Consider the following 23,849-nt stretch of genomic DNA (forward strand, 5'->3'; position numbering starts at 1 on the left):
GTGCAGTCGCGAGGGTGTCTGTCTCGGTCGTCACAAACTGAGGTTGGACACCCTCGCGCTGTCCGCGCAGCTATCCCTTGGAATCAGTCGTCTAGTGCGGACGCGGCCGGTGCCGGGGCCCGGGCCGGAAACCGGCTGCGGCGGGTACGGCCTCGGCGGTCGGCCCGGCGGCTCAGCCCAGCAGGCGGGGGGTCAGCGCACCGCAGGGCAGCAGGCCCAGCTCCGCCCCGGCGTCCCGGAGGTCGGTGAGCACCAGCTCGTCGTGCATCAGCAGCGCCGACTGCTCGGGCCAGGCGATCGCCCACAGCCAGAGCCCGCGGGCCTCGCCGACGTACACCGCTCGGTCCACCGGGGCGTCCGGCACGTGGAACATCGGGGTGGGGCGGCCGGCCGCCATCAGCTTGGCGTCGGCCGGCTTGTAGAGGGAGACCGTCTCGCCCGGGTCGGGCCCGTCCAGGCCGGCGTAGCGGGCGCCGAGGCCGACGCCGAGCTCCTCCGCGACGAGCACCAGCTCGCCGAAGCCGCCCAGCGGGGCCGGGCCGGCGCAGGCGACGGCCGTCGCGCGGGCGCCCGAGAGGTCGTCACCGACGTGTGCGATACCGGTGAAGAGCCAGCCGACCGGCAGCGGCCACGGCAGCCAGACCGGCACCTGGGAGCGGGCCACGGCGACGTTCAGGGCCTCGACACTGGGCGGCAGCACCGGCTGCATCGGGTGGACCGCACCGTGCTGGTCGCACTGCCAGGTGTCGGAGAAGAGACCGGGGGCGCGGACCCGACCGGCGCACCTCGGGCAGCTAGGCTCGCCCCTCATAGCCGACAACGCTCCTCCCTCCGGACCGCCGCGTCAAGGACGATCACCCGTACGGGGTGCCTCGCGTCGGGGCGGCGCGGCCCCGTTGGGAAATGTCCCGTCCCGGGCGGCGGCAAACGTCACGCTGGTCGCACCGGGTGCCACCCGGACGCACTGACGCCCCGTCGTCCTCTCGCAGGGTGACGGGGCGTCAGTGGGTTCCGGAACGCCGGGCGCGGCCGGGGCCGGCCCGCCGCCGCTCACACGTTCTTGCACGGCCGGATGTACAGGCGCTCGCCGGTCGCGGCGGCATCCTTCACGTACTGGCCGACGGTGTCGGCGTCGACGATCAGTCGGTCGGTGGCGACACCGGAGGCGTCGTCCAGTCGGAGGATCTCGAAACGCATGGGCCTCTCCCTTCCCGGCCGCCGGGGCGGCTGCGGCGGGCCGCCGACCACGGGGTCGGCGACCGGCTCCTGCTGGGTCTGTCGTCCGGCGGCTGCTGCTACCCGCATCGTCCCCCCTCGCGCGTCGGGCGGCCTGTGCGCCGAGAGGCGACAGCGCCTCATGGGTCCACAGTGCCGGAGTGCTGATTCCTGGCGGTTGCCCGTCCGTAAAGTCCCGGTTTCGTCGCATACCGCCGACGGGGGAACGGGGGTGCAGGGGTGATGATTCCCGGACAGACTCAAATATTACCCGACCTAAAGAAATCTGTCCCGGGATTTAGCCGGGCAGGGCCGGGCGCGGACAGGGCAGCAGGCCGGGCCGGCGACGCACGAGGGCCCCGTCCCGGCAGCGGGACGGGGCCCTCCGGGCGCGGCGGGATCAGCCCCAGAAGGCGGCCAGGGCGGCGGCCGTCACGGCGGGCTGCTCGGCGTTGGGGGAGTGCCCGGCGTCCGGCACCACCACGTGCGGGGCCTCCAGCCGGTGGGCCATCGCGGCCTGCTCCTCCACCGGCCACGCGTAGTCGCGCACCCCCGAGACCACCTGCACCGGCAGCCGTACGGCGGCCAGCTCGGCGACCCGGTCCGGAGCGGCCACCAGGTGCTCGCCCATCGCGGTGAGCGCCTGCGGCACGTTCGCCACCCATCGGCGGTGCAGGAACTCCGCGATCTCCGGCAGCGGCGCCGGGCCCGCCCCGCTGCCCTCCTCCATCTGCTGCATGACCTGCCAGATCGCCTCCAGGTCCATCGTCCGGAGGGCGTCCAGCAGCAGCTTGGTCCGGGCCGCCTCGACCGGGTCGATCGCCCCCGGGCCGGTGGCCAGCAGGGTCAGCGAGCGCCACGGCAGCGGCCCGCGGACGGCCAGCACGGCCTCGCGCGCCACCTGTCCGCCGAACGAGTGACCGAGCAGGTGCAGCGGCCCCCGGTCGGCGAGCGCCGCCGACATCGCCAGGACGTCCTCGGCCAGCTCGCCGATCCGGTACGCCTCCGGGTCCGCCGGGCCGCCGGTCTCGTGCTGGCCGCGCTGGTCGACCGCGGCCACCCGGTACCCGGCCGCGGCCAGCGGCTCGAGCAGCCCGATGAAGTCCTCCTTGCTGCCGGTGAACCCGGGGACGAGCAGGGCCGTGCCCCGCACCGGCCCGTCCGGCTCGGCCAGCAGGGCGGCGAACCCGCCGCGCGCGGTGGCCAGGCGCAGCGCACGGGCGCAGCCGGGCAGGGTCAGGAACGGCGGGGTGCTCATCGCGGGGGCTCCAGGCGGCGCGAGGGGATCGTGCTCCCGAGCTTAGGCCGTGCCTTGCGGATCTCGTGGGACCGGGCCGCGGCGTCCGGGTGCGTGCCCGGGCCCGCAAACGCCGGAGGGCGGGCCCGGGTCGTTGCGACCGGGCCCGCCCTCCGCGGGTGCTCAGCCCTCCTGGACGACCTCGGCGGTCGCGGTGGAGCGGCGGGTGCGGGTCCGGCGGCGCGGGGCGGCCTCGGCGTCCGCCGCCGCCTCGGTGGCGGTGGCAGCGGCCTCGGTGCCCTCGGCCGCGGCCTTGGCGCGGGTGCGCCGGCGCGGGGCCGGGGTGGTCGCCCTGGCCTCGGTGCCCTCGGTCTCCGTCGCGGGCTTGGCGGCCGCGGTGGAGCGGGTCCGGCGGCGCGGCGCCGGGACGGTCTCGGCGGCCGGCTCGGCCGCGGCCGGTGCCTCCGTGGTCTCGACCACCGCGGTGACGGTCTCGGCGGCGCCGGCACCGCTGCGGGTGCGGCGGCGACGGCGGCGCGGGGCGGCCTCGCCGTCGCCCTCGGCCGGGGCCGCGGGGGCCTCGGCGGCGGTGTCCGCGGTGACGGCCTCGGCCTCGGCGCTCGCCCCGCCGCGGGTGCGGCGGCGCTCACGGGTGCGGCGCGGGCGCTCGGCCGGCTCGGCCTCGGCGGCCTGGCCGCGTCCGCCACGCCCGCCGCGGCTGCGGGAGCCGCGTCCGCCGGTCTCGCCGAGGTCCTCGACCTCCTCCGCGTCCAGGCCGGCGCGGGTGCGCTCGGAACGCGGCAGGATGCCCTTGGTGCCGGGGGCGATGCGCAGCAGCTCGTACAGGTGGGCCGAGGTGGAGTAGGTCTCCTCCGGCTCGTTGAACGGCAGGTCCAGCGCCTTGTTGATCAGCTGCCAGCGCGGGATGTCGTCCCAGTCGACCAGGGTCACCGCGGTGCCGGAGGCGCCGGCGCGGCCGGTGCGGCCGATCCGGTGCAGGTAGGTCTTCTCGTCCTCGGGGCACTGGTAGTTGATGACGTGGGTGACGCCCTCGACGTCGATGCCGCGGGCGGCGACGTCGGTGCAGACCAGCACGTCGACCTTGCCGTTGCGGAAGGCCCGCAGGGCCTGCTCGCGGGCGCCCTGGCCGAGGTCGCCGTGGACGGCGCCGGCCGCGAAGCCGCGCTTGGTCAGCTGCTCGGAGACGTCGGCGGCGGTGCGCTTGGTGCGGCAGAAGATCATCGCCAGCCCGCGGCCCTCGGCCTGCAGGATGCGCGAGACCATCTCGACCTTGTCCAGCGAGTGGGCGCGGAAGATGTGCTGCTCGATGTTGGCGACGGTGGTGCCGGTGTCGTCCGGTGCTGCGGCGCGGATGTGCGTCGGCTGGCTCATGTACCGGCGGGCGAGGCTGATGACCTGGCCCGGCATGGTGGCCGAGAAGAGCAGGGTCTGCCGCTTGGCGGGCAGCATGGTGATGATCTTCTCGACGTCCGGCAGGAAGCCCAGGTCGAGCATCTCGTCGGCCTCGTCGAGGACCAGCGAGCGGACCTTGGACAGGTCGAGCTTGCGCTGGCCGGCCAGGTCGAGCAGGCGGCCCGGGGTGCCGACGACGATGTCGACGCCCTTCTGCAGAGCCTCGACCTGCGGCTCGTACGCGCGGCCGCCGTAGACCGCGAGGACGCGGACGTTGCGGACCTTGCCGGCCGTCTGCAGGTCGTTGGTGACCTGGGTGCACAGCTCGCGGGTCGGCACCACGATGAGCGCCTGCGGGCTGTCGGAGAGGTCGGCCTCGGTGGCGCGGCCGGCGTCCACGTCGGCGCGCACGACGACCCGCTCGATGAGCGGGAGGCCGAAGCCGAGGGTCTTGCCGGTGCCGGTCTTGGCCTGGCCGATGACGTCGTGGCCGGTCAGCGCGACCGGCAGGGTCATCTCCTGGATCGGGAAGGGGTGGACGATGCCGACGGACTCGAGGGCCTCGGCGGTCTCCGGAAGGATTCCCAGGTCCCGGAAGGTGGTCTTGGGGGTCTCGGTGGTGGACAGGGTGCTGCCTCTTCCATGTGGGGGCCGAGAGCGAGGGAGGAGCAGCGGGCGACCCGCCGCGGTCAGGGGGAGGAATGCCCCGTCACAGCTCGGGACGCACAACCGCGCCCGCCCCGGGTCGCCTGCCGGGTGGGCGCCCCGTCTCGGGGCGTCGTCGGCGGCGTTGGGGGAGGAATCCCGCGAGGGGCTTGCGCGGGACCTGCGCCGTGCGGCGCGGTCCGCGGCGGCCCTCGCTCGGCCACTGGTGCGGTGCCTGGGCCCGAAGTCCGGGCCAAGGTCGGAGCCGATCGGCTCTCCGACCGGGCATCCGCGTACGTGAGCGCCCGGTGAGGTGTCCGTGCTGAGCACGTCTGCGCGGCCTGCCACCGTTGGCGGGCCGCGCGATCACACCAGGCCTCACTACCACCATACAGGGGCGCGACCACTCGAACACGTGACGCGCCTTACTCCGTTCCCCGTGGGCCCGGCTAGGGTGGCGAGCCATGGAGTCACAGGAATCTGGCGATGTCACCTCGATCGGCGACTGGGCGTCCTGCGCGGCGGACCCGGGCTACCGGGCCGCGGTGCTCGACCTGCTCGGTGCGCTGGCGTACGGCGAGCTGAGCGCGTTCGAGCGGCTGGCGGAGGACGCGAAGTTCGCGCCCGGCCTGGTCGACAAGGCCGCGCTGGCCCGGATGGCGTCCGCGGAGTTCCAGCACTACCAGCAGCTGCACGACCGGCTGGCCGAGGTCGGGGCGGACCCGACCGAGGTGATGACCCCGTTCGTCGAGCCGCTGGAGGCCTTCCACCGGCTGACCGCCCCCTCGGACTGGCTGGAGGGCCTGGTCAAGGCGTACGTCGGCGACGCCATCGCCACCGACTTCTACCGCGAGGTGGCCGTCCGGCTGGACGACGACACCCGGGAGCTGGTGCTGCGGGTGATGGCCGACACCGGGCACGCGGAGTTCGCGGTGGAGCGCGTGCGGCAGGCGATCGAGGAGGACCCGCGGGTCGGCGGACGGCTGGCGCTGTGGGGCCGGCGGCTGATGGGCGAGGCGCTCAGCCAGGCCCAGCGGGTGGTGGCCGAGCGCGACGCGCTGTCCAACCTGTTGGTCGGCGGCGCCCGCGTGGAGGGCTTCGACCTGGTCGAGGTCGGCAAGATGTTCACCCGCATCACCGAGGCCCACACCAAGCGGATGGCGGCCCTCGGCCTGGCGTCCTGAGGGGCGTCGTCGGAGCAACCGGGCAACGCACCCCCGGGTGACCGGGTTGTCCGGGGGCGCCCGGTGTGCGCTGCCGGTGCGGCCTTCAGGCGTGCCGGTGGTGGCGGGCGCGGCGGGGGGCGGTGCGGTCGACGAGGTCGGGGCGGGCCAGGACGGAGACCAGCAGGGCCGAGCAGACCGCGCTGACCGCGAGGGAGGCGCCGGGCTCCTGTTCGGCCAGCACGTAGCGGGAGACCAGCCCGGAGAGCAGGGCCGCGATCACCGCGGTGGACGCCGTCAGGGTGCGGGAGGCCGGGAAGTACTCGGGCAGCGCCAGCAGTGCGCCGGCGCCGACGGACAGGCCGATGAGCGTGTAGGCGATCGTCTCCACCAGCACGGGCAACCTCCCGGGGTCGTGCGGTGCCTCGCCTCCGGCCATACCCCGGGCCGCCGGGTCGTACGCGCTCCGCCGGCGAACTCCCCCGCTCGGACCCGGGACGGCCTGCGCGGAAACGTCGGCGCCCCGCCCTCGGGAAGAGGACGGGGCGCCGGTGGTCCTGCCGTCGGGCCCGGCGGGCCGGACGGCTGCGGGCCCAGTGTTCAGAGCGTGCCGAAACCGACCTTGCGGGCGGCCTGCTCGCCGATCTCCACGTACGCCAGGCGCTCCGCCGGGACGATGATGCGGCGGCCGTGCTCGTCGGCCAGCACCAGCAGCTTGGTGGTGCCCTCCAGCGCCTTGGCGATCGCACCCTCGACCTCGTCGGCAGTCTGCGGGCTCTCGAGAACGATCTCTCGGGGCGCGTTCTGCACGCCGATCTTGACCTCCACGGCTTCCGTCCCTCCGGGGTTGCAGCCATCCACGCGCGTTGTTCGAACGGGTGTCCGAGATCGCCGCGCCGTACGGCTTCACCTTAGAGCACGGGCCGGTCGGTGCGGCGAAGGTCGGCCGATCGCCGCCGGGCCGCGGCTACTCGCCGGAGGCCGGCTTCTCGCCCTCGCCGGGGTGCATCGGGAAGCCCTTGAGGCCGCGCCAGGCCAGGCTCGCCACCAGTCGGACGGCCTCCTCGCGCGGGATCTCCCGGCCCTGCGAGAGCCAGTAGCGCGCGGTGATCTGGGCCAGGCCGCAGACGCCGGCGGCCAGCAGCATGGACTCGGCCTCGGGAAGGTCGGTGTCCTCCTGGATGACCTTGCTGACCAGCGTCGCGCTCATGTCCGAGGCGCGCTCCACCCGCTCGCGGACGGCCGGCTCGTTGGTCAGGTCCGACTCGAAGACCAGCCGGAACGCGCCCGACTCGCTGGAGACGTAGTGGAAGTACGCCTCCATGGTGGCGGCCACGCGGTGCTTGTTGTCGGTGGTCGCCTCCAGCGCGGTGCGGGTCGCCTCGACGAGCGCGTCGCAGTGCTTGTCCAGCAGCGCCAGGTAGAGCTCGAGCTTGCCGGGGAAGTGCTGGTAGAGCACGGGCTTGCTCACGCCCGCGCGGTCGGCGATGTCGTCCATCGCGGCGGCGTGGTACCCCTGGGCGACGAACACCTCCTGCGCCGCTCCGAGCAGCTGTTCACGGCGAGCGCTTCGCGGCAGGCGGGCACCGCGCGGACGCTCCTGCGCCTCCTGGATGGCCGTCACGGCGGTCCTCACTTCACGATCTGGGCGTAGCCGACAGGGCCCGAGTCTACTTTTCGGTAACCCGATCTGCGCCTGGGAAAGCCGAGTAAAGCGCAGAAACGGGCTTGTCGGGAGCCCACAATACGACCCGCGTACGCCCCGTCCACAGGGTGAGACCCCGCCGGGGGCTGGGGAAACGGCCCCCCGGATCACTACGATCGTGCTCCATGAGCGCTGATCAGCAGGTGCAGAGCGAGTCCGGGCCGTACCGCACGGTCGAGGTGCCGGGCGCGGTGCTCGCCGTCGGGCCGAGCGTGCCCGCCGAGGCGGACGGCCTGCCGCCCGCGCTCTTCGTCCACGGCCTCGGCGGCTCCGCCGACAACTGGACCGACCTCATGGCCGAGCTCGCCGGCGAGGTGTCCGGCGAGGCGGTCGACCTGCCCGGCTTCGGCTGGTCCGCCCCGCCGCAGGACGGCAACCTCTCGCTCTCCGGGCACGTCCGCGCGGTCATCGGCTACCTGGAGAAGTCCGGCCGCGGGCCCGTCCACCTGTTCGGCAACTCGCTGGGCGGCGCGGTCTCCGTGCGGCTCGCCGCGCTCCGCCCCGACCTGGTGCGCAGCCTCACCCTGATCTCGCCGGCCCTGCCCGAGCTGCCCCCGCAGGTCAGCGCCTGGCCGACCGCCGCCCTCGCCCTCCCCGGCGTGCCCGCCCTGCTGCGCCGCCGCGCCGCGGCCGGCGGCAAGAGCGCCGAGCAGGCCACCGAGGAACTGCTGCGGCTGGTCTACGGCGACGTCTCGGGCATCCCCGCCGAGCGCCGCGAGCGCGCGGTGGCCGAGTACCGGCGGCGGCTCGGCCTGCCGTACGCGCTGCAGGCCAGCATCGGCTCGGCCCGCGGCATCGTCTCCGCCTACACCGAGCGCGGCGACCAGGCACTGTGGCGGCAGGCCGCGCACGTCCGGGCGCCCGTCCTGCTGGTGTACGGGCTGAAGGACAAGCTGGTCTCGTACCGCTCCGCGCGGCGCGCCTGCGCGGCCTTCCCCGACGCCCGCCTGCTGGTGCTGCCGGAGTCCGGCCACGTGGCGATGATGGAGCACCCCCGGCAGGTGGCCCGGGCCGTCCGCGAGCTGCTCGCCGAGGCCTGACCCGAGCTCGCCCCGAGCATGCCCTGAGCGTGCCCCGAGAGCGGCCCGCGCGGGCGCGCGCGACTCGACGGAACGCCCGGTACAACGCGCCGGGCGGCGGTAGGTCACGCCCTTTCACTCGATCAGGTGGCATGGCGGCGGGCGGTCGAAGAGTTCTCGGCGATCCGCTCTACCTTCGTGCTGTCAGACCGAACAGGTGTGGGGGAGCGGCAGCCGGCACCGGGCCCGAAGCGGCCCGGGCGACGGCTGCACCGCGGAGCCGTGCACCGCGGCCGCGGGGAGAGCGGCCGCGGCCGGGTGCCGCCGACTCTCCGAGCATTGGTGTCACTGGGTGATCAGGCTCCCTGTCTCGCCGTCGTCGAATCCGATCCGTCGCACTGCTCCGGAGGTCGTCGTGCGCATCGCTCTGCTCACCGAGGGCACCCATGCCGTCGCACAACGTGCAGGGGGCGGCTGGTGCGGCCGACTCGCCGGCGCGCTGGCCGAGCACGAGTTCCAGCTCTACCTGCTCGGCACCGGCGGCGGCCCCGAGTACGCCGGGCCGCCGCCGCGCGGGCTCGCCGCCGTCCACGAGCTCCCGATATGGGGCCGCCGCCCGGCCGGCAGACGTCCCGCCGCGCACCGCCGCCGTTCCTACGCCGCCGCGTACGAGGAGCTCGTCCGCTCCCTCGTCCGCCCCGCCGACCGGGCCGGCTTCGGCCCCGCGCTGTACCGCCTGGCCGAGCTCGCCGCCGAGGACGGTGCGCTGCCCGCCTTCCTGGCCTCCGGCCGGGCGCACCGCACCCTGGAGCGCGTCTGGCGCGCACCCGGTGCCGAGACCGCCGCCGGCCAGCCGCTCGTCCGGGACGTCCTGGTCGCCGGCGACCTGCTGGAGCAGCTGCTCCGCCCGCTCTCCGCCCCCTGGTACGGCACCGGCCCCACCGGCCTCGGCTCCGCGGACCTCTGCCACGTCGCCGGCGGCGGGCCCGCCGCGCTGCCGGCCCTGGTCGCCAAGCACCTGCACGGCGTGCCCTTCGTCCTCACCGAGCACGGCCTGCACCTGCGCGAGCAGTACCGCGGCTACCGCACCGCGCCCTACCGCTGGCCGGTCCGCGCCCTGCTGCTGGCCTTCTTCCGGCAGCTCACCGCCGAGACCTACCGGCAGGCCGCCGTGCTCACCCCCGGCAGCGCGTACGACCGCCGCTGGCAGGAGCGCTGCGGGGCCGACCCGGCGCGGATCCGGGTCGTGCACGAGTCCACCCCGGCGGCGTCCCGGGAGCCCGCCGGACCCGAGCCCGAGCGTCCCACCCTGGTCTGGGCCGGCGCGCTGGAGCCCGGCCGCGACCCGGAGCTGATGCTGCACGCCTTCGCCCGGGTGCGCACCGAGCTGCCCACCGCCCGGCTCCGGATGTACGGCGAGGAGGCCGCCCCCGGGTACCTCGCGCACTGCCGGGCCATCGCCCGCAAGCTCGGCATCGAACCGGCCGTGGACTTCGCCGGCCGCCCGCCCGCCACCGCGGACGCCTGGGCGGCGGGCACCGCCGTGGTCTTCACCGCCCTCGCCCAGCGCAGCCCCCGGCTGCTCGCCGACGCGATGCTCAGCGGCCGCGCCGTGATCGCCACCGAGGTCGGGGTCGCCCCCGAGGTGCTCGGCCCGGCCGGGCTGCTCGTCCCGCCGCGCAGCCCGCGGGCCCTCGCCGACGCCTGCCTCGCCCTGCTCACCGACGAGGAGCGGCGCGCCCGGCTCGGGCTGGCCGGACGGCTGCGCGCCCAGGAGCGCTTCGCCCTGGAGCCGGAGGCCGCCGCCTTCCGCGAGGTCTACCTGGAGCTGGTCTCCCGCTGGCCGGCCTTCCCCGCGGCGGCCGCGCGGATGCAGCCCTTCGCCCGCCCCGCCGAGTACTGGGTGGCCGGAGCGCCGGTCACCGTCGAAGCGCCGCGCACCCCGGCCCCCGGCGGCGCCCCCGCGCCGGAGGCCGCCGCGGAGGCCGACCCGTCGCCGGACGGCGGCCGGGCCGCGCCCGGGGCGCTGGCGGAGGCGCTCTGATGGCCCGCACCGCCCGCCCGCCCGCACCGCCGGACACGCCCTCCGGGGACCCGGTCCGCGCCCTGATGGCGGACCACCGGCGGCTGTGCGAACAGGCCGTCGACCCGCTCGACATCGCCGCCGGGCTGGAGGACGCCGGCTTCTCCGACGCCACCGCGGCCCACTACCGGCACGCCGACGTCTTCGCCCTGGCCGAGGAGCTGTACGCCCGGGTGGACCGCCGGCCGACCGCGCCGGCTCCGGCGGCCCCCGCCGTGCCCTGGCCCGCCGAGGCCTGTCGTGCGCTCGCCACCGCGGCCCTGCACCTCCCGGCGGCCGGCCTGCTGGCCGCCGTCCCGTGGCTGGCCGAGGTGGTCGGCCCGGTCGCGGCCGTCCCGGTGGCGCTGCTCGCGGTGGGCTGGCTCAGCCTGGCCGCACCGGCCCGCGGCCCGTCCGCCCGGGCGGGCTACGGCTTCGGCGCGGGCCTGCTGATGGCCGCCGCGGCGACGGGCGGCCCCGGGCCCGCCGCCGTGCTCGCGCTGGCCGCCGGTGCCGCCGACTTCGCCTCCCGGCGGCTGCGCGCCGCCGGCCGCAGGCACCTGGCCTCGGCGAAGACCGAGGCCGAGTTCCGCTCCCGGATGAGGGCGCTGCTGCCGTGCGCGGCCGCCGCCCAGCTCGCCGCGGCCGGTGCGGCCTCCGTACTGCTGCCCGCCGATGCGGGCACGGGTGCGGCGGCCGGGGCGGTGCCGGCCCTGCTCGCGGTGCTGCTGCTGCTCGCCGCGGTGCTGCTGCGCTGCGGCCGGACGGCGGCCGCGCTGGCCGGGCCCGCCGCGGCCGGGGCCGCGCTGGCGCTGCTGCCGGCCGGGGCGGCGCCCTGGGCCTGCGCCGCGGCGGTCGCCGCGGTGGCGCCGCACACCTGGCTCGCCCTGGGCAGCCCGCGCTCCTACCGGGCCTGGCTCGCCGGCGGCCCGCCGGAGGACTGACCGGCCCGGGCCGGCTCCGCATTCCGTACCGCATCCGTAGTCACGCCCGGCCGCATGCGGCCGGGCCTCGTGGAAGGACACCCCCGATGAGGGTGCTGCTGCTGGGCGCCGACGGCTTCATCGGCCGCCGGGTCGCCGACCGTCTGCTCGCCGAGCCCGACCTCCAGGTCACCGTGCTCGGCCGGCGGGACTCGGCCGACATCCGCTTCGACCTGACGGCGGGCAGCCCCGGTGCGCTGTCCCGGTTCCTGGACGCGGTGGCCCCGCAGGTGGTGATCAACTGCGCGGGCGCCACCTACGGCAGCTCGCGGACGCTGATCCGTTCCAACACCCTGGCCGTGGCCACCGTCTGCGAGGCGATCCGGCGCAGCCGGGAGCCCGCCCGGCTGGTGCACATCGGGTCCGCCGCCGAGTACGGGCCCATGCAGCCCGGCGCGCCGATCGGCGAGGGCACCGAGCCGCGGCCGGTCGGCCCGTACGGGGTGTCCAAGCTGGCCGGCACCGAGCTGGTGCTGGCCTCCGGGCTGGACGCCGCGGTGCTTCGGGTCTTCGACGTGGTCGGCCCGGGCGCGCCGCCGGCCTCGCTGTTCGGCAGGCTGGCGGACGGCCTGCGCCGGGCGCTGGTCCACGACGAGCTGCAGGTGCGGATGCCGGACCTGTCCGGATACCGGGATTTCGTCGACGTCCGGGACGTCGCCCGGGCCGTCCAGGCGGCCGCGGTCTCGGCGGCCACCGGGGTGATCAACATCGGCAGCGGGCACGCGGTGCGCGCCCGGGACGCGGCCCACCTCCTGGTCCGGGCCTCGGGTTTCGAGGGGATCGTGGCGGAGGACGGGCGCCCGGCGCTGGTGCCGAGCCAGGGCGGCGAGCACCACCGGGCGGGCGAGCCGCGGCCGCTGCCCGAGCCCGTCCCGTGGCGCCAGGCGGACGTCCGGACCGCGCGCGACCGTCTCGGATGGCGGACGCAGGTGCCGCTGGAGGAGTCCCTGGGCGACGTCTGGCTGGAAACCGCCTGCCGGGTGTGACCCCGCTGCTGAGCCCCCGTACGCCCGTGACCAGCGGCATCGCGGGAATGGCCGACATCTCGGTATCCGATGTCGGCCATCTCACATATCGGACCCACTGTCTCGGAATACCGATGGCACGTGACACTGTTGGCCTAGCAAAAGACCTACCGAACTGACGACCATCGGAGTCCCCGTGTCGCTGCCACCCCTGGTCGAGCCGGCCGCCGAGCTCACCGTCGACGAGGTCCGCCGGTACTCCCGCCACCTGATCATCCCCGACGTGGGGATGGCCGGGCAGAAGCGGCTGAAGAACGCGAAGGTGCTCTGTGTCGGCGCCGGAGGCCTGGGTTCACCTGCGCTGATGTACCTGGCCGCGGCGGGCGTCGGCACGCTCGGCATCGTCGAGTTCGACACGGTGGACGAGTCGAACCTGCAGCGGCAGATCATCCACGGCCAGTCCGACGTGGGCCGCTCCAAGGCCGAGTCCGCGCGTGACTCGGTCAAGGAGATCAACCCGTACGTCGACGTGATCCTCCACGAGGACCGGCTCGACAACTCCAACGTCATGGAGATCTTCTCCGGCTACGACCTGATCGTGGACGGCACCGACAACTTCGCCACCCGCTACCTGGTGAACGACGCCGCGGTGCTGCTCGGCAAGCCGTACGTCTGGGGCTCCATCTACCGCTTCGACGGCCAGGCCAGCGTGTTCTGGGCCGAGCACGGCCCCTGCTACCGCTGCCTCTACCCGGAGGCCCCGCCGCCGGGCATGGTCCCCTCCTGCGCCGAGGGCGGCGTACTGGGCGTGCTGTGCGCCTCGATCGGCTCGATCCAGGTCACCGAGGCCATCAAGCTGCTGGCCGGCGTCGGCGAGCCGCTGGTCGGCCGCCTGATGATCTACGACGCCCTGGAGATGCAGTACCGCTCGGTCAAGGTTCGCAAGGACCCGAACTGCGCGCTCTGCGGCGACAACCCGACCGTCACCGAGCTGATCGACTACGAGGCCTTCTGCGGCGTCGTGTCGGAGGAGGCCCAGGCCGCCGCCGCGGGCTCCACCATCACCTCCAAGCAGCTCAAGCAGTGGCTGGACGACGAGGAGGACATCTTCCTGGTCGACGTCCGCGAGCCGAACGAGTACGAGATCGTCAGCATCCCCGGCGCCACGCTCATCCCCAAGGGCGAGTTCCTGATGGGCAGCGCGCTGGAGAAGATGCCGCAGGACAAGAAGATCGTGCTGCACTGCAAGACGGGCGTCCGCTCGGCCGAGGTGCTGGCCGTCCTCAAGTCGGCGGGCTTCGCCGACGCCGTCCACCTGGGCGGCGGCGTGATCGGCTGGGTCAACCAGATCGAGCCCGAGAAGCCGGTCTACTAGTCGCGAACGAGGAAGGGCCCGCCCGGCTGCTGCCGGGCGGGCCCTTTCCGTACGGGGGCAGGTCCTAGAGGGCGCCCCTGCGCTGCAGCACGTTGTAGGAGATCCAGCCCGGCAGCACCGGCAGCCAGAAGGTCAGCAGGCGGTAGAGGAAGACCGCCGGGGTCGCGGCGGACGGCGGCACGTTGCCGACCGTCAGCGCACCGATCAGGGCGATCTCGACCGGGCCGATGCCGCCCGGGGTGGGGATCGCCGAACCGGCCGCGTTCGCGGTCAGGAAGACCACGGCCACCGCCGAGTAGCTCATCTCGCCGCCGAAGGCCCGCACCGAGGCGTACAGGCAGGCGGTGAAGGAGAGCGTCAGCAGCAGGATGCCGCCGAAGCCGGTGATCAGCTTGGACGGCGTCTGCATCAGGTCGAGCATCCGTGGCACCACGCCGAAGAACAGCGAGCGCACCCGGGTCACCACGAAGCGGCGCAGCGGCGCCACGGCGGCCACCACCAGGGCGAGCACCGCCGCCGACAGCACGCCGATGATCACCGCGCGGGAGGCGCCGAGGTCGCCGTTCTTCTGCGACCCGGTGATCAGGCCGAAGCTGAACAGCAGCAGCAGGTGCCCGCCGAGGCCGGCCAGCTGCGAGGCACCGACACTGGCGACGGCCTGGCCGGAGCGGATGTTCGCCTTCTGCAGGTAACGGGTGTTCAGCGCGATGCCGCCGATCGCGGCGGGTGCGACCAGCTTCACGAAGGAGCCGGCGAGCTGCGCGGCGACCGTCCGGCCGAACGGCAGCCTCTCCGGGACGAAGCCGGTGAGGCTCATCGCCGCCGCGACGTAGGTGACGGCCGCGGCCGCCAGCGCGAGGGCGGCCCAGCCCCAGTCCATCTGGGAGAGCTTGAGCTGGCCGGGCTGGATGGTGGTCAGCGCCAGGTACGCCGCGAAGGTCAGCGCAATGACCATGATCAGCGTCTTCGGCTTGAGCCGTTCCAGCTTGGCCGGGGCGAGCGGCGCCTCCGGGGCGATCTGCAGGATCTGCCGCCGGATGCGGCTCAGCAGGTCCTCGCCGGCCGCGGCGATGTCCTCCTCGGCCTGCTCCTGGGTGCGCTCGCCCGCGGCGACCTGCTCCAGCGCCAGCGCCTGCGCGGCGGCCTTCCGCTCCTTGGTCATCCGCTGCAGGTCGATCCGGGTCGACCTGCTCAGGCCGACCGGCTGCAGCAGCGGCAGCGCGGAGGCGACCCGGTCGGCGCCCAGCACCCGGTTGGCGACCGCCACCGACCGCTCCGGGCCGACCCGCAGCGCGAAGGTGGTGAGCAGCTGGGCGACGTCGATGCGCAGGGTCAGGTCGCCGGCCGCGATGTCGCCGCCGGAGAGGTTCACCAGGCAGCCGGTCTTCTCGTCGACCACCAGCAGCGACTCGCCGGTCAGCCGGCGGTGTGCGATCCGACGCTCGTGCAGTGCGGCGACCGACTCCCACAGCGAGACCATCACGTCGTCGGTGATCTCGTCGTCGGCCAGCTCGTCGAGGGTCCGGCCGGCGACGTTCTCGTACACCAGGATCGCGGCGTCCGGGCCCAGCTCGGAGGTGGCCACCAGCTGCGGGGCGAGCGCCCCCGAAGCGGCCGCCGCGTACGCGATCAGCGCCTCCTGCTCCAGCGCCTGGCGCAGCGACTGCGGGCTGCGCCGCACGGCCACCGAGCGCAGCCTTATCCGCCGCCACGCCCGGTAGAAGAAGCCCGAGGCCTGCTGCTCGCGGTCGATGATGTGGACGTCCAGCAGCGGGCCGTCCTGCTGGGTCACCAGGTAGCGGCGGGTCTCGCCGGGGGCGTCGGGCGCGCGGTGCGCACCGGAGGGGGTGAAGCCGACCTTGCGGAGCCCGATCAACAGGTGCTTGCCGGTCGGCCGGATGTTGGGCGAGCCGATCGCGTACAGCGTGCCGTACGCCACCGACCAGCCGATCAGCACGGTGAGCAGCAGCGACAGCGGCGTGGTGTAGCCGCTGATCAGCTCGGTGGCCCCGCTGAGGAGGACCACCACCCACAGCGCCACCCGCCAGCGCGGGCGGCTCGACATGCCGACCGCCGTCATGTAGGCGATCACCGGGGCCAGATAGCCGTGCACCGGGTCGGTGAGCGTGTCACCGCCACCCGGCGGGAACTGGGTCAGCGCGTCCCGGACGGCCGGCGGCGCCCCGGCCGCCACCCACCAGTCGACGCCCAGCGAGACGCCGTAGGCGAGCACCGAGGCGAGCACGCCGTCGGCGACCCGCAGGCCGTCCCGCTTGATCAGCCGCTCCACCGCGAAGGCCAGCGGCACCGCCAGCACCGCCACGCTGGAGGCCAGCGCGGCGATCGTGCTGAACACGCCGGGCACCTTGTCGGCGTTGGAGGAGATGTCGGTCTCGATGCCGGTGGTGGTCGACACGGCGACCTGCGCCAGCACGAACACCGCGATGATCCCGAGCACGCCCGCCAGGAAGCGCAGCAGGTCCGACGGCCGGTGGGCGCGGGCGGCGAGCAGCGGCTCGTCCACGGCCAGGTGCTCGCCGGTCGGCTCCTCGGCCGGCAGGTCGCCCATCGCGTCATGGCCGTGCTGCAGGTGCCCGTGCTGCGGGTGTCCGTCCTGCGCGTGCCCGTCCTTGCCCGGCGCGTGCCGCTGCGGGGAGACTGTCGGCGGTTCGGGTTCTGGGCCCGCAGACCGGTCGGTGGCGGACTCGTCGGAGCCCTTGTCCACGTTCACGTCTGCCGTCCCGGTCATCTGGTCTTGTCCTCGTATCACCCACGTTCTGCCCCGAAGATGCTGCCATGCCGCGGCTCCTCGTGTGGGACAGGGGCCGGATCGGGCGCGGCGGATCGCCCGCACGGGGCCCGGGAAATCGACCGGATGGGGAGAAATGCCGCACCAGACCGACGGGCCCGGCGGGGACGTCCTGCCGCCCTTCGCCGAAGCCGTGCTCGACCTCACCGAGCGCATCCCGCCCGGCCGGGTCATGACGTACGGGGACGTCGCCGAGTACCTCGGGCAGGGCGGCCCGCGCCAAGTGGGCCGGGTCATGTCACTGTACGGCGGCGGAGTGCCCTGGTGGCGGGTCATCCGCTCGGACGGCCGCCCGCTGCCGGGCCACGAGCACCGCGCCCTCCCCGAGTACCGCGCCGAGGGCACCCCGCTGCGCACCGTCGGCGGCGAACCCCGCGTCGACCTGGGGCGGGCCCGCTGGGACGGCAGCTGACCGCCCGCCGGACCGGATTCCCGGAAGGGGTGCGCGGGGCGGGGCTGTCGGTGCAGGATCGTAGGCTCGGTGCGGACGCCTCCACCCCCGGTGCGCCCGTACGAACCGCACGACCGCCGCACGACCAGCCTGGACCGCAGTGACCTCCCCCTTTCGCCTGGTGCGCAGCCCGCTCGCACGACCGGCCCCGCCCGTCCTGGACGAGTTCCAGCGGGCGGTGGCCGAGCATGCCGGCGGGCCGCTGCTGGTCCTCGCCGGCCCCGGCACCGGCAAGACCACCACCCTGGTCGAGGCGGTCGCCCGACGGATCGAGCACGGCACCGACCCGGAGCGCATCCTCGTCCTCACCTTCAGCCGCAAGGCGGCCATGGAGCTGCGAGACCGGATGACCGCCCGGATCGGCGCCGCCGGGGCGGCGCCGCAGGCCACCACCTTCCACTCCTTCTGCTACGCCCTGCTCCGCGAACAGCAGGAGCCCGAGGAGGCCGCCGAGCCGCTGCGGCTGCTCTCCGGCCCCGAGCAGGACGTCATGGTCCGCGAACTGCTCGCCGGCGGCGCCGAGGACGCCCGGGACGGCACCGGCCGGATCTCCTGGCCGCTGGACCTGCGCGCCTGCCTGACCACCCGCGGCTTCGCCGACGAGGTCCGCGCCGTGCTCGCCCGCAGCCGGGAGCTCGGCCTCGGCGAGGCCGAACTGGCCCGCTTCGCCGAGGGCGTCCAGCGCCCCGACTGGGCCGCCGCCGCCCACTTCCTCGCCGACTACCTCGACGTCCTCGACCTGCGCGGCGTCCTCGACTACGCCGAACTCGTCCACCGCGCCGTGCTGCTCGCCGAGCGCCCCGACGCCGCGGTGCGGCTCGCCGCCCGCTACGACGTGGTCTTCGTCGACGAATACCAGGACACCGACCCCTCCCAGGTGCGGCTGCTGCGCCGGCTCGCCGGGGGCGGCCGCGACCTGGTCGCGGTCGGCGACCCCGACCAGTCGATCTACGCCTTCCGCGGCGCCGACATCAACGGCATCCTCGACTTCCCGCAGACCTTCCGGCAGGCCGACGGCCGGCCCGCCGAGGTCAAGGTGCTGCGGGTCTCCCGCCGCTCCGGCGCCGTGCTGCTCGCCGCCACCCGCGAACTCGCCCGCCGGATGCCGATGGGCCGGCTGCCCGCCGACAAACTCGCCCAGCACCGCGCCCTGCGCCCCTCCCGCGAGGGCGGCCGGGTCGAGGTGTACACCTACCCCACGCCCGGCACCGAACTCGACTCGATCGCCGACCTGCTGCGCCGCGCCCACCTGGAGGACGGTGTGCCCTGGGGCGAGATGGCCGTCCTCGTCCGGGCCGGCGCCCGCTCCATCCCCGGCGTGCGGCGGGCGCTGTCCGCGGCCGGCGTCCCGCTGGAGATCGACGGCGACGACCTGCCGCTGCGCGAGGAGCCCGCCGTCACCCCGCTGCTGCTCGCCCTGCGCGTCTGCGCCGAACCGGTCGACCGCCTCACCCCCGACACCGCCCACACCCTGCTCACCGGCCCGCTCGGCGGCCTCGACGGCTCCGACCTGCGCAGGCTCGGCCGCGCCCTGCGCGAGGAGGAGCGCACCGCCCTCCGCGACAGCGGCGAGCAGACCGCCGTCCGGCCCGCCGAGGAACTGATCCGCGAGGCCCTCGTCGAACCCGAGCGGCTCGTCGCCATGGAACCGGCCGCCGCCCGCCGCGCCCGCGACCTCGGCACCCTGCTGCGCAAGGTCCGCGAACTGCTCGCCGGCGGCGGCAGCGCCGAGGACGCCCTGTGGATGCTCTGGGACGGCAGCCGCCGCTGGCGCGAACGCCTGGAGCGCGCGGCCCTGCGCGGCGGCGCCGCCGCCCGCAACGCCGACCGCGACCTCGACGCGCTCTGCGCCCTCTTCGAGACCGCCGCCCGCGCCGAGGAACAGGTCGCCGGCCACCGCAGCGCCCCCGACTTCCTGGCCGAACTCGAAGCCCAGGACATCGCCGCCGACACCCTCACCGTGCGCACCGTCCGCCCCGAGGCCGTCCGGCTGATGACCGCCCACCGCTCCAAGGGCCTGGAGTGGCGGCTCGTCGTCGTCGCCGGCGTCCAGGAAGGCCTCTGGCCCGACCTCCGCCGCCGCGGCTCCCTGCTGGAGGCCGACCGGATCGGCCGCGACGGCCTCGCCGAACCCCTCTCCCCGGCCGCCCTCCTCGGCGAGGAACGCCGCCTCTTCTACACCGCCGCCACCCGCGCCAAGGACCGGCTGATCGTCACCGCCGTCAAGGCACCCGCCGAGGACGGCGACGAACCCTCCCGCTTCCTGCGCGAGCTCTACCGCGAGGAACTCGACCCGCGCACCGGCAAGGTCCGCACCCGCACCCCCCAGGTCACCGTCGCCGACATCACCCACCGTCCGCGCCGGCCGCTCTCCGTGGCCGCCCTGGTCGCCGAACTCCGCGCCGTCACCGTCGACCCGGGCCGCTCGCCCGCCCTGCGCCGCGCCGCCGCCGAACGCCTCGGTCGGCTCGCCGCGGCCGCCGACGAGGACGGCGCCCCGCTCGTCCCCGCCGCCCACCCCGACCGCTGGTGGGGCCTGCTCGACCAGACCGCCGCCCCCGAACCGCTGCGCTCCCCGGACACCCCCGTCCGGCTCTCCGGCAGCGGCCTCGAACAGCTCGACAGCTGCGCCCTCCAGTGGTTCCTCGACAAGGACGTCCGCGCCGCCGGCACCACCAGCTCCGCCCAGGGCTTCGGCAACGTCCTGCACGCCCTCGCCGACGAGGTCGGCTCCGGCCGCACCCCCGCCGACCTCGCCGTCCTCATGGAGCGCCTCGACACCGTCTGGGACGCCCTCGCCTTCGACGCCCCCTGGAAGTCCCACCAGGAGAAGACCGAGGCCCGCGCCGCCCTCGAACGCTTCCTGCACTGGCACGTCCTCGAACGCGGCCGCACCACCGTCGCCACCGAGCACGGCTTCGACCTCACCCTCACCGTCGGCGGCGTCGCCGTCCGCATCCGCGGCTCCATGGACCGGATCGAGCAGGACGCCCTCGGCCGCGCCTACGTCGTCGACTTCAAGACCGGCAAGCAGATCCCCACCGAGAAGTCCCTCCCCGAGCACAAACAGCTCGCCGTCTACCAGCTCGCCGTCCGCAACGGCGCCCTCGACGGGCTGCCCGGCATCCCCGGGGGGATCGCCTCCGGCGGGGCCGAACTCGTCCACCTCCGCGAGCCCGGCAAGACCGACAAGGAGGCCCCCAAGGTCCAGCAGCAGGCCCCGCCCGAGGGCGAACCCTGGATCGAGAACCTGCTCGCCGACGCCGCGGGCCGCGTCCTCGCCGAACGCTTCGTCCCCACCCAAGGCGACGGCTGCACCCGCTGCACCTTCCGCAGCAGCTGCACCGCCCAACGCGACGGCCGCCAGCTGATCGAGTAGGGGAGGGGCACTCAGGGGCGCGGGCCGACCCCCGGCGCCCCCGTGTGCTCACCCCGGGCGCCGGTACGGGCTGTCGGCGGAGCCGGTTAGCGTTGGGGGGTGCGTTCCGTGCTCGACGATCCCGGTCAGTTGAAGGAGCTGCTCGGCATACCGTTCAACGCCGAGCAGATGCAGGCCATCGGTGCCCCGTTGGAGCCTGCCGTGATCGTGGCCGGTGCGGGTTCCGGCAAGACCACGGTGATGGCCGCCCGGGTGGTGTGGCTGGTCGGTTCGGGGGCGGTGGCGCCGGAGCAGGTGCTGGGTCTGACCTTCACCAACAAGGCGGCGGGCGAGCTCGCGGAGCGCGTCCGCACGGCCCTCGTCCGCGCCCGCGTCCTGGAGCCCGACGACGCCGAGTCGCTGGGCGAGCCGGAGATCTCGACCTACCACGCCTTCGCCGGCCGGCTGCTGAAGGAGCACGGCCTGCGCCTGGGGATAGAGCCGGACGTCCGGCTGCTGGCGGACGCCACCCGGTTCCAGCTGGCGGCCAAGGTGCTGCGGTCGGCCCGCGGCCCGTACCCCGCGCTGACCGGCACCTTCTCGGCGCTGGTCGCCGACCTGATCGGCCTGGACTCCGAGCTCGCCGAGCACCTGGTGGAGCCCGAGCGGCTCCGCGCGTGGGACGGCGACCTGCTGGACGTGCTGGCGACGGCGAAGCTGACCAACGACGACCTGCGGGCGGTGCCGAACGCGGCCCGGGCCCGGCAGGAGCTGCTGCGCCTGGTGGAGGACTACCGCCGGCGCAAGCAGGCCGGCGGCCTGATGGACTTCGGCGACCAGATAGCGGCCTCGGCGCGGCTGGCGCAGGAGCGCCCCGAGGTGGGCCGGCTGCTGCGCGAGCAGTACCGGGTGGTGCTGCTGGACGAGTACCAGGACACCTCGGTGGCGCAGCGGCTGATGCTGGCCGGCCTGTTCGGGGCGGACGGCGGCGACGGCGGCGGCCACCCGGTGACGGCGGTCGGCGACCCGTGCCAGGCGATCTACGGCTGGCGCGGCGCCTCGGTGGCGAACCTGGACGACTTCCCGGTGCACTTCCCGCGGGCGGACGGCACCCCGGCGGCGCGCTTCGCGCTGAGCGAGAACCGCCGCAGCGGCGGCCGGCTGCTGGCCTTCGCCAACCAGCTGGCGGCACCCCTGCGCGCCATGCACGAGGGGGTGGAGGCGCTGCGCCCGGCGCCGGACGCGGAGACGGACGGCTTCGTGCGCTGCGCACTGCTGCCGACGCACGCCGAGGAGATCGACTGGCTGGCCGACCGGATCGCGCACCTGGTCCGCACCGGGACGGCGCCCGGCCGGATCGCGGTGCTCTGCCGCGGCGGCGCCGCCTTCCCGGACGTGCACGCGGCGCTGGTGGCCCGCGAGGTGCCGGTCGAGGTGGTGGGCCTCGGCGGCCTGCTGCAGCTGCCCGAGGTGGCGGACCTGGTGGCGGTCTGCGAGGTGCTGCAGGACCCGACGGCCAATGCCGCCCTGGTGCGGCTGCTGATCGGCCCGCGCTGGCGGATCGGTCCGCGCGACCTCGCCCTGCTGGGCCGGCGGGCCGCCGAGCTGGTGCGCACCGAGCGGCTGCAGGGCGATGCGCTGGCGGCCGCGGTGGCGGGCACCGACCCGACCGAGGTGGTGTCGCTGGCCGATGCGCTGGAGACCTTCCTGGAGGCGGAGCAGCCGGACGAGCTGCCGTTCTCGCCGGAGGCGCGGGTGCGGTTCGCCCGGCTGGCGCGGGAGGTCCGCGAGCTGCGCCGGGCGCTGGCCGAGCCGCTGATGGACGTGCTGCACCGGGTGCTCGCGGTGACCGGTCTGGAGGTCGAGCTGTCGGCCTCGCCGAACGCGCTGGCCGCGCGCCGCCGGGAGACGCTGCACGGCTTCCTGGACATCGCGGCGGGCTTCGCCGACCTGGACGGCGACCCTGGCCTGTCCGCCTTCCTGGCCTTCCTGCGGGCGGCGCAGGAGTACGAGCGGGGCCTGGACGCCGGGCTGCCCGGCGGCGAGGACACCGTGAAGGTGCTGACCGCGCACAAGTCCAAGGGCCTGGAGTGGGACGTGGTCGCGGTGCCGGGCCTGGTGAAGGGCGGTTTCCCGTCCGGCCAGGGCCGCGAGCGCTGGACGAGCACGCGCCGGGTGCTGCCGCACGCGCTGCGCGGCGACGCCGACACCCTGCCCGGCGATCCGCCGTGGACGGCCAAGGGCATGGGCCTGTTCAAGAAGGAGATGGCCCGGCACTCCCAGGTGGAGGAGCTCCGGCTCGGCTACGTCGCCTTCACCCGCCCGCGGGAGCTGCTGCTGGCCTCCGGGCACTGGTGGGGGCCGAGCCAGAAGCGGCGCCGCGGCCCGTCCGACTTCCTGCTCGGGCTGCGCGAGCACTGCGGCCTGCCCGGCAACGGCGAGGTCGAGCTGTGGGCCGGGGAGCCGCTGCCGGACGCGGAGAATCCGGCGCTGGCGCGGTCCGCGGAGACGCCCTGGCCGATGCCGCTGGACGCGCCCGCGCAGCTCGCCCGCCGCCGGGTGGCCGAGGTGGTGCGGCGCAGGCTCGCCGGGGCGCCGCCCGCGCCCGAGGAGGAGCTCGCCCCGGAGGACGCCCGGCTGGTCGCCTCCTGGGACCGCGACCTGGACGCGCTGCTCGGCGAGCTGGAGCGCTCCCGGCGCTCCGTGCGCGAAGTGCCCCTGCCCGCCTCGCTGTCCGCCTCGCAGGTGATGCGGCTGGCCGCAGACCCGGACGGCTTCGCCCGGGACCTGGCCCGCCCGATGCCGCGCCCGCCGCAGCCGGCGGCCCGCCGCGGCACGCGCTTCCACAGCTGGGTTCAGTCCCGCTTCGAGACGGAGGAACTGCTGCTCCTGGAACCGGACGCGCTGCCCGGCGCGGACGACGACGGCATCGAGGACGAGCGCGACCTGGCCCGGCTCAAGGAGGCCTTCCTGCGCAGCCCGTACGGGGACCGGGTGCCGTACCGGGTCGAGGCGCCGTTCCAGCTGCTGCTGGCGGGGCGCGTGGTGCGCGGCCGGATCGACGCGGTCTACCGGGAACGTGACGGTGGCTCAGGGTCACCGCACCCGTGGCGCTACGAGGTGGTCGACTGGAAGACCCACCGGGAGGAGACCGCCGACCCGCTGCAACTCGCCATCTACCGGCTGGCCTGGGCCGAGCGGATGGGCGTCGGGCCGGAGCAGGTCAGTGCGGCGTTCCTGTACGTGCGCAGCGGCCGGGTCGTCAGACCCGCAGGACTTCCTGACCGAAAAGAGTTGACCAGGCTCCTGATCGGGAATAGTGAAGAATGAGTCACGCAGAGCATCCAAGCCGTCACGGGATCGTGCGAAACCTGTGCACTGTGCACTTTTCGCGCCTATTGTGGGGTCGGTAACCGGTCACCCCGTACTCCGGCCGCATGCGGGGGCTG

General features: G+C 75.1%; 16 protein-coding genes and 1 pseudogene. 9 read left to right on the plus strand and 8 right to left on the minus strand.

What is annotated here, in order from left to right:
* Positions 1 to 172 precede the first annotated feature (172 nt).
* The 4 genes and pseudogenes from AB0M03_RS10370 to AB0M03_RS10385 form a co-directional block, all read right to left on the minus strand.
* The gene (locus tag AB0M03_RS10370) at positions 173 to 811 is read right to left on the minus strand and encodes a DUF6758 family protein (protein ID WP_263103775.1); all 639 of its coding nucleotides are present in this window, start codon (positions 809 to 811) and stop codon (positions 173 to 175) included.
* A 239-nt stretch (positions 812 to 1,050) separates the two neighbouring features.
* A complete protein-coding gene (locus tag AB0M03_RS10375; protein ID WP_095873289.1) occupies positions 1,051 to 1,197 on the minus strand; it encodes a hypothetical protein in 147 nt (48 codons plus the stop codon).
* A 418-nt stretch (positions 1,198 to 1,615) separates the two neighbouring features.
* Positions 1,616 to 2,473, minus strand: coding sequence for an alpha/beta fold hydrolase (locus tag AB0M03_RS10380; RefSeq protein ID WP_363490565.1), 858 nt, complete (start codon positions 2,471 to 2,473; stop codon positions 1,616 to 1,618).
* A 180-nt stretch (positions 2,474 to 2,653) separates the two neighbouring features.
* A pseudogene (locus AB0M03_RS10385) lies at positions 2,654 to 4,558 on the minus strand (DEAD/DEAH box helicase); the annotation flags it as partial.
* 416 nt (positions 4,559 to 4,974) lie between these two features.
* On the opposite strand from AB0M03_RS10385, the gene AB0M03_RS10390 reads away from it, so the two are divergent.
* Positions 4,975 to 5,694 carry a ferritin-like fold-containing protein gene (locus tag AB0M03_RS10390; protein ID WP_363490567.1) on the plus strand — a complete coding sequence of 240 codons (720 nt, stop codon included), beginning with the start codon at positions 4,975 to 4,977 and terminating at the stop codon, positions 5,692 to 5,694.
* Positions 5,695 to 5,779: 85 nt separating this feature from the next.
* On the opposite strand, the gene AB0M03_RS10395 is transcribed toward AB0M03_RS10390, so the two are convergent.
* From AB0M03_RS10395 to AB0M03_RS10405, 3 genes are all read right to left on the minus strand, one after another.
* Entirely contained in the window at positions 5,780 to 6,070 is a 291-nt protein-coding gene (locus AB0M03_RS10395; RefSeq protein WP_363490569.1) for a hypothetical protein, read from the minus strand.
* Positions 6,071 to 6,273: 203 nt separating this feature from the next.
* Positions 6,274 to 6,501 carry a DUF3107 domain-containing protein gene (locus tag AB0M03_RS10400; RefSeq protein WP_363490571.1) on the minus strand — a complete coding sequence of 76 codons (228 nt, stop codon included), beginning with the start codon at positions 6,499 to 6,501 and terminating at the stop codon, positions 6,274 to 6,276.
* A gap of 139 nt (positions 6,502 to 6,640) precedes the next feature.
* Positions 6,641 to 7,297, minus strand: coding sequence for a TetR/AcrR family transcriptional regulator (locus tag AB0M03_RS10405; RefSeq protein WP_363490573.1), 657 nt, complete (start codon positions 7,295 to 7,297; stop codon positions 6,641 to 6,643).
* A 206-nt stretch (positions 7,298 to 7,503) separates the two neighbouring features.
* Here AB0M03_RS10405 and AB0M03_RS10410 point away from each other — a divergent pair, with 206 nt between their 5' ends.
* The 5 genes from AB0M03_RS10410 to moeZ all read left to right on the plus strand — a co-directional run bounded on the left by AB0M03_RS10410 (position 7,504) and on the right by moeZ (position 13,782).
* Positions 7,504 to 8,418 (plus strand): alpha/beta hydrolase, encoded by a 915-nt coding sequence (locus AB0M03_RS10410; RefSeq protein WP_363490575.1) that lies wholly within the window; start codon positions 7,504 to 7,506, stop codon positions 8,416 to 8,418.
* A 394-nt stretch (positions 8,419 to 8,812) separates the two neighbouring features.
* On the plus strand, positions 8,813 to 10,441 hold the full coding sequence (locus AB0M03_RS10415; protein WP_363490577.1) for a DUF3492 domain-containing protein: 1,629 nt from the start codon (positions 8,813 to 8,815) through the stop codon (positions 10,439 to 10,441).
* On the plus strand, positions 10,441 to 11,403 hold the full coding sequence (locus AB0M03_RS10420; protein ID WP_363490579.1) for a hypothetical protein: 963 nt from the start codon (positions 10,441 to 10,443) through the stop codon (positions 11,401 to 11,403). Before AB0M03_RS10415 ends, AB0M03_RS10420 begins: the two co-directional genes overlap by 1 nt.
* An 86-nt stretch (positions 11,404 to 11,489) precedes the next feature.
* Positions 11,490 to 12,428: an NAD(P)-dependent oxidoreductase gene (locus tag AB0M03_RS10425; protein WP_363490581.1), complete on the plus strand. Its 939-nt coding sequence runs from the start codon at positions 11,490 to 11,492 to the stop codon at positions 12,426 to 12,428.
* A gap of 175 nt (positions 12,429 to 12,603) precedes the next feature.
* The gene (gene moeZ, locus AB0M03_RS10430; RefSeq protein WP_363490583.1) at positions 12,604 to 13,782 is read left to right on the plus strand and encodes an adenylyltransferase/sulfurtransferase MoeZ; all 1,179 of its coding nucleotides are present in this window, start codon (positions 12,604 to 12,606) and stop codon (positions 13,780 to 13,782) included.
* Between the two features lie 64 nt (positions 13,783 to 13,846).
* Here moeZ and AB0M03_RS10435 read toward each other — a convergent pair whose 3' ends face one another.
* Positions 13,847 to 16,531 carry a lysylphosphatidylglycerol synthase transmembrane domain-containing protein gene (locus AB0M03_RS10435; protein ID WP_363490585.1) on the minus strand — a complete coding sequence of 895 codons (2,685 nt, stop codon included), beginning with the start codon at positions 16,529 to 16,531 and terminating at the stop codon, positions 13,847 to 13,849.
* A 136-nt stretch (positions 16,532 to 16,667) separates the two neighbouring features.
* On the opposite strand from AB0M03_RS10435, the gene AB0M03_RS10440 reads away from it, so the two are divergent.
* From AB0M03_RS10440 to AB0M03_RS10450, 3 genes are all read left to right on the plus strand, one after another.
* Positions 16,668 to 17,003 (plus strand): MGMT family protein, encoded by a 336-nt coding sequence (locus tag AB0M03_RS10440; protein WP_363490587.1) that lies wholly within the window; start codon positions 16,668 to 16,670, stop codon positions 17,001 to 17,003.
* A gap of 139 nt (positions 17,004 to 17,142) precedes the next feature.
* A complete protein-coding gene (locus AB0M03_RS10445) occupies positions 17,143 to 20,421 on the plus strand; it encodes an ATP-dependent DNA helicase (RefSeq protein ID WP_363490589.1) in 3,279 nt (1,092 codons plus the stop codon).
* 99 nt (positions 20,422 to 20,520) lie between these two features.
* Positions 20,521 to 23,730 carry an ATP-dependent DNA helicase gene (locus AB0M03_RS10450; protein ID WP_363490591.1) on the plus strand — a complete coding sequence of 1,070 codons (3,210 nt, stop codon included), beginning with the start codon at positions 20,521 to 20,523 and terminating at the stop codon, positions 23,728 to 23,730.
* Positions 23,731 to 23,849: the final 119 nt, after the last annotated feature.

The organism is Kitasatospora sp. NPDC051914, assembly GCF_040680995.1.
GTDB lineage: Bacteria > Actinomycetota > Actinomycetes > Streptomycetales > Streptomycetaceae > Kitasatospora.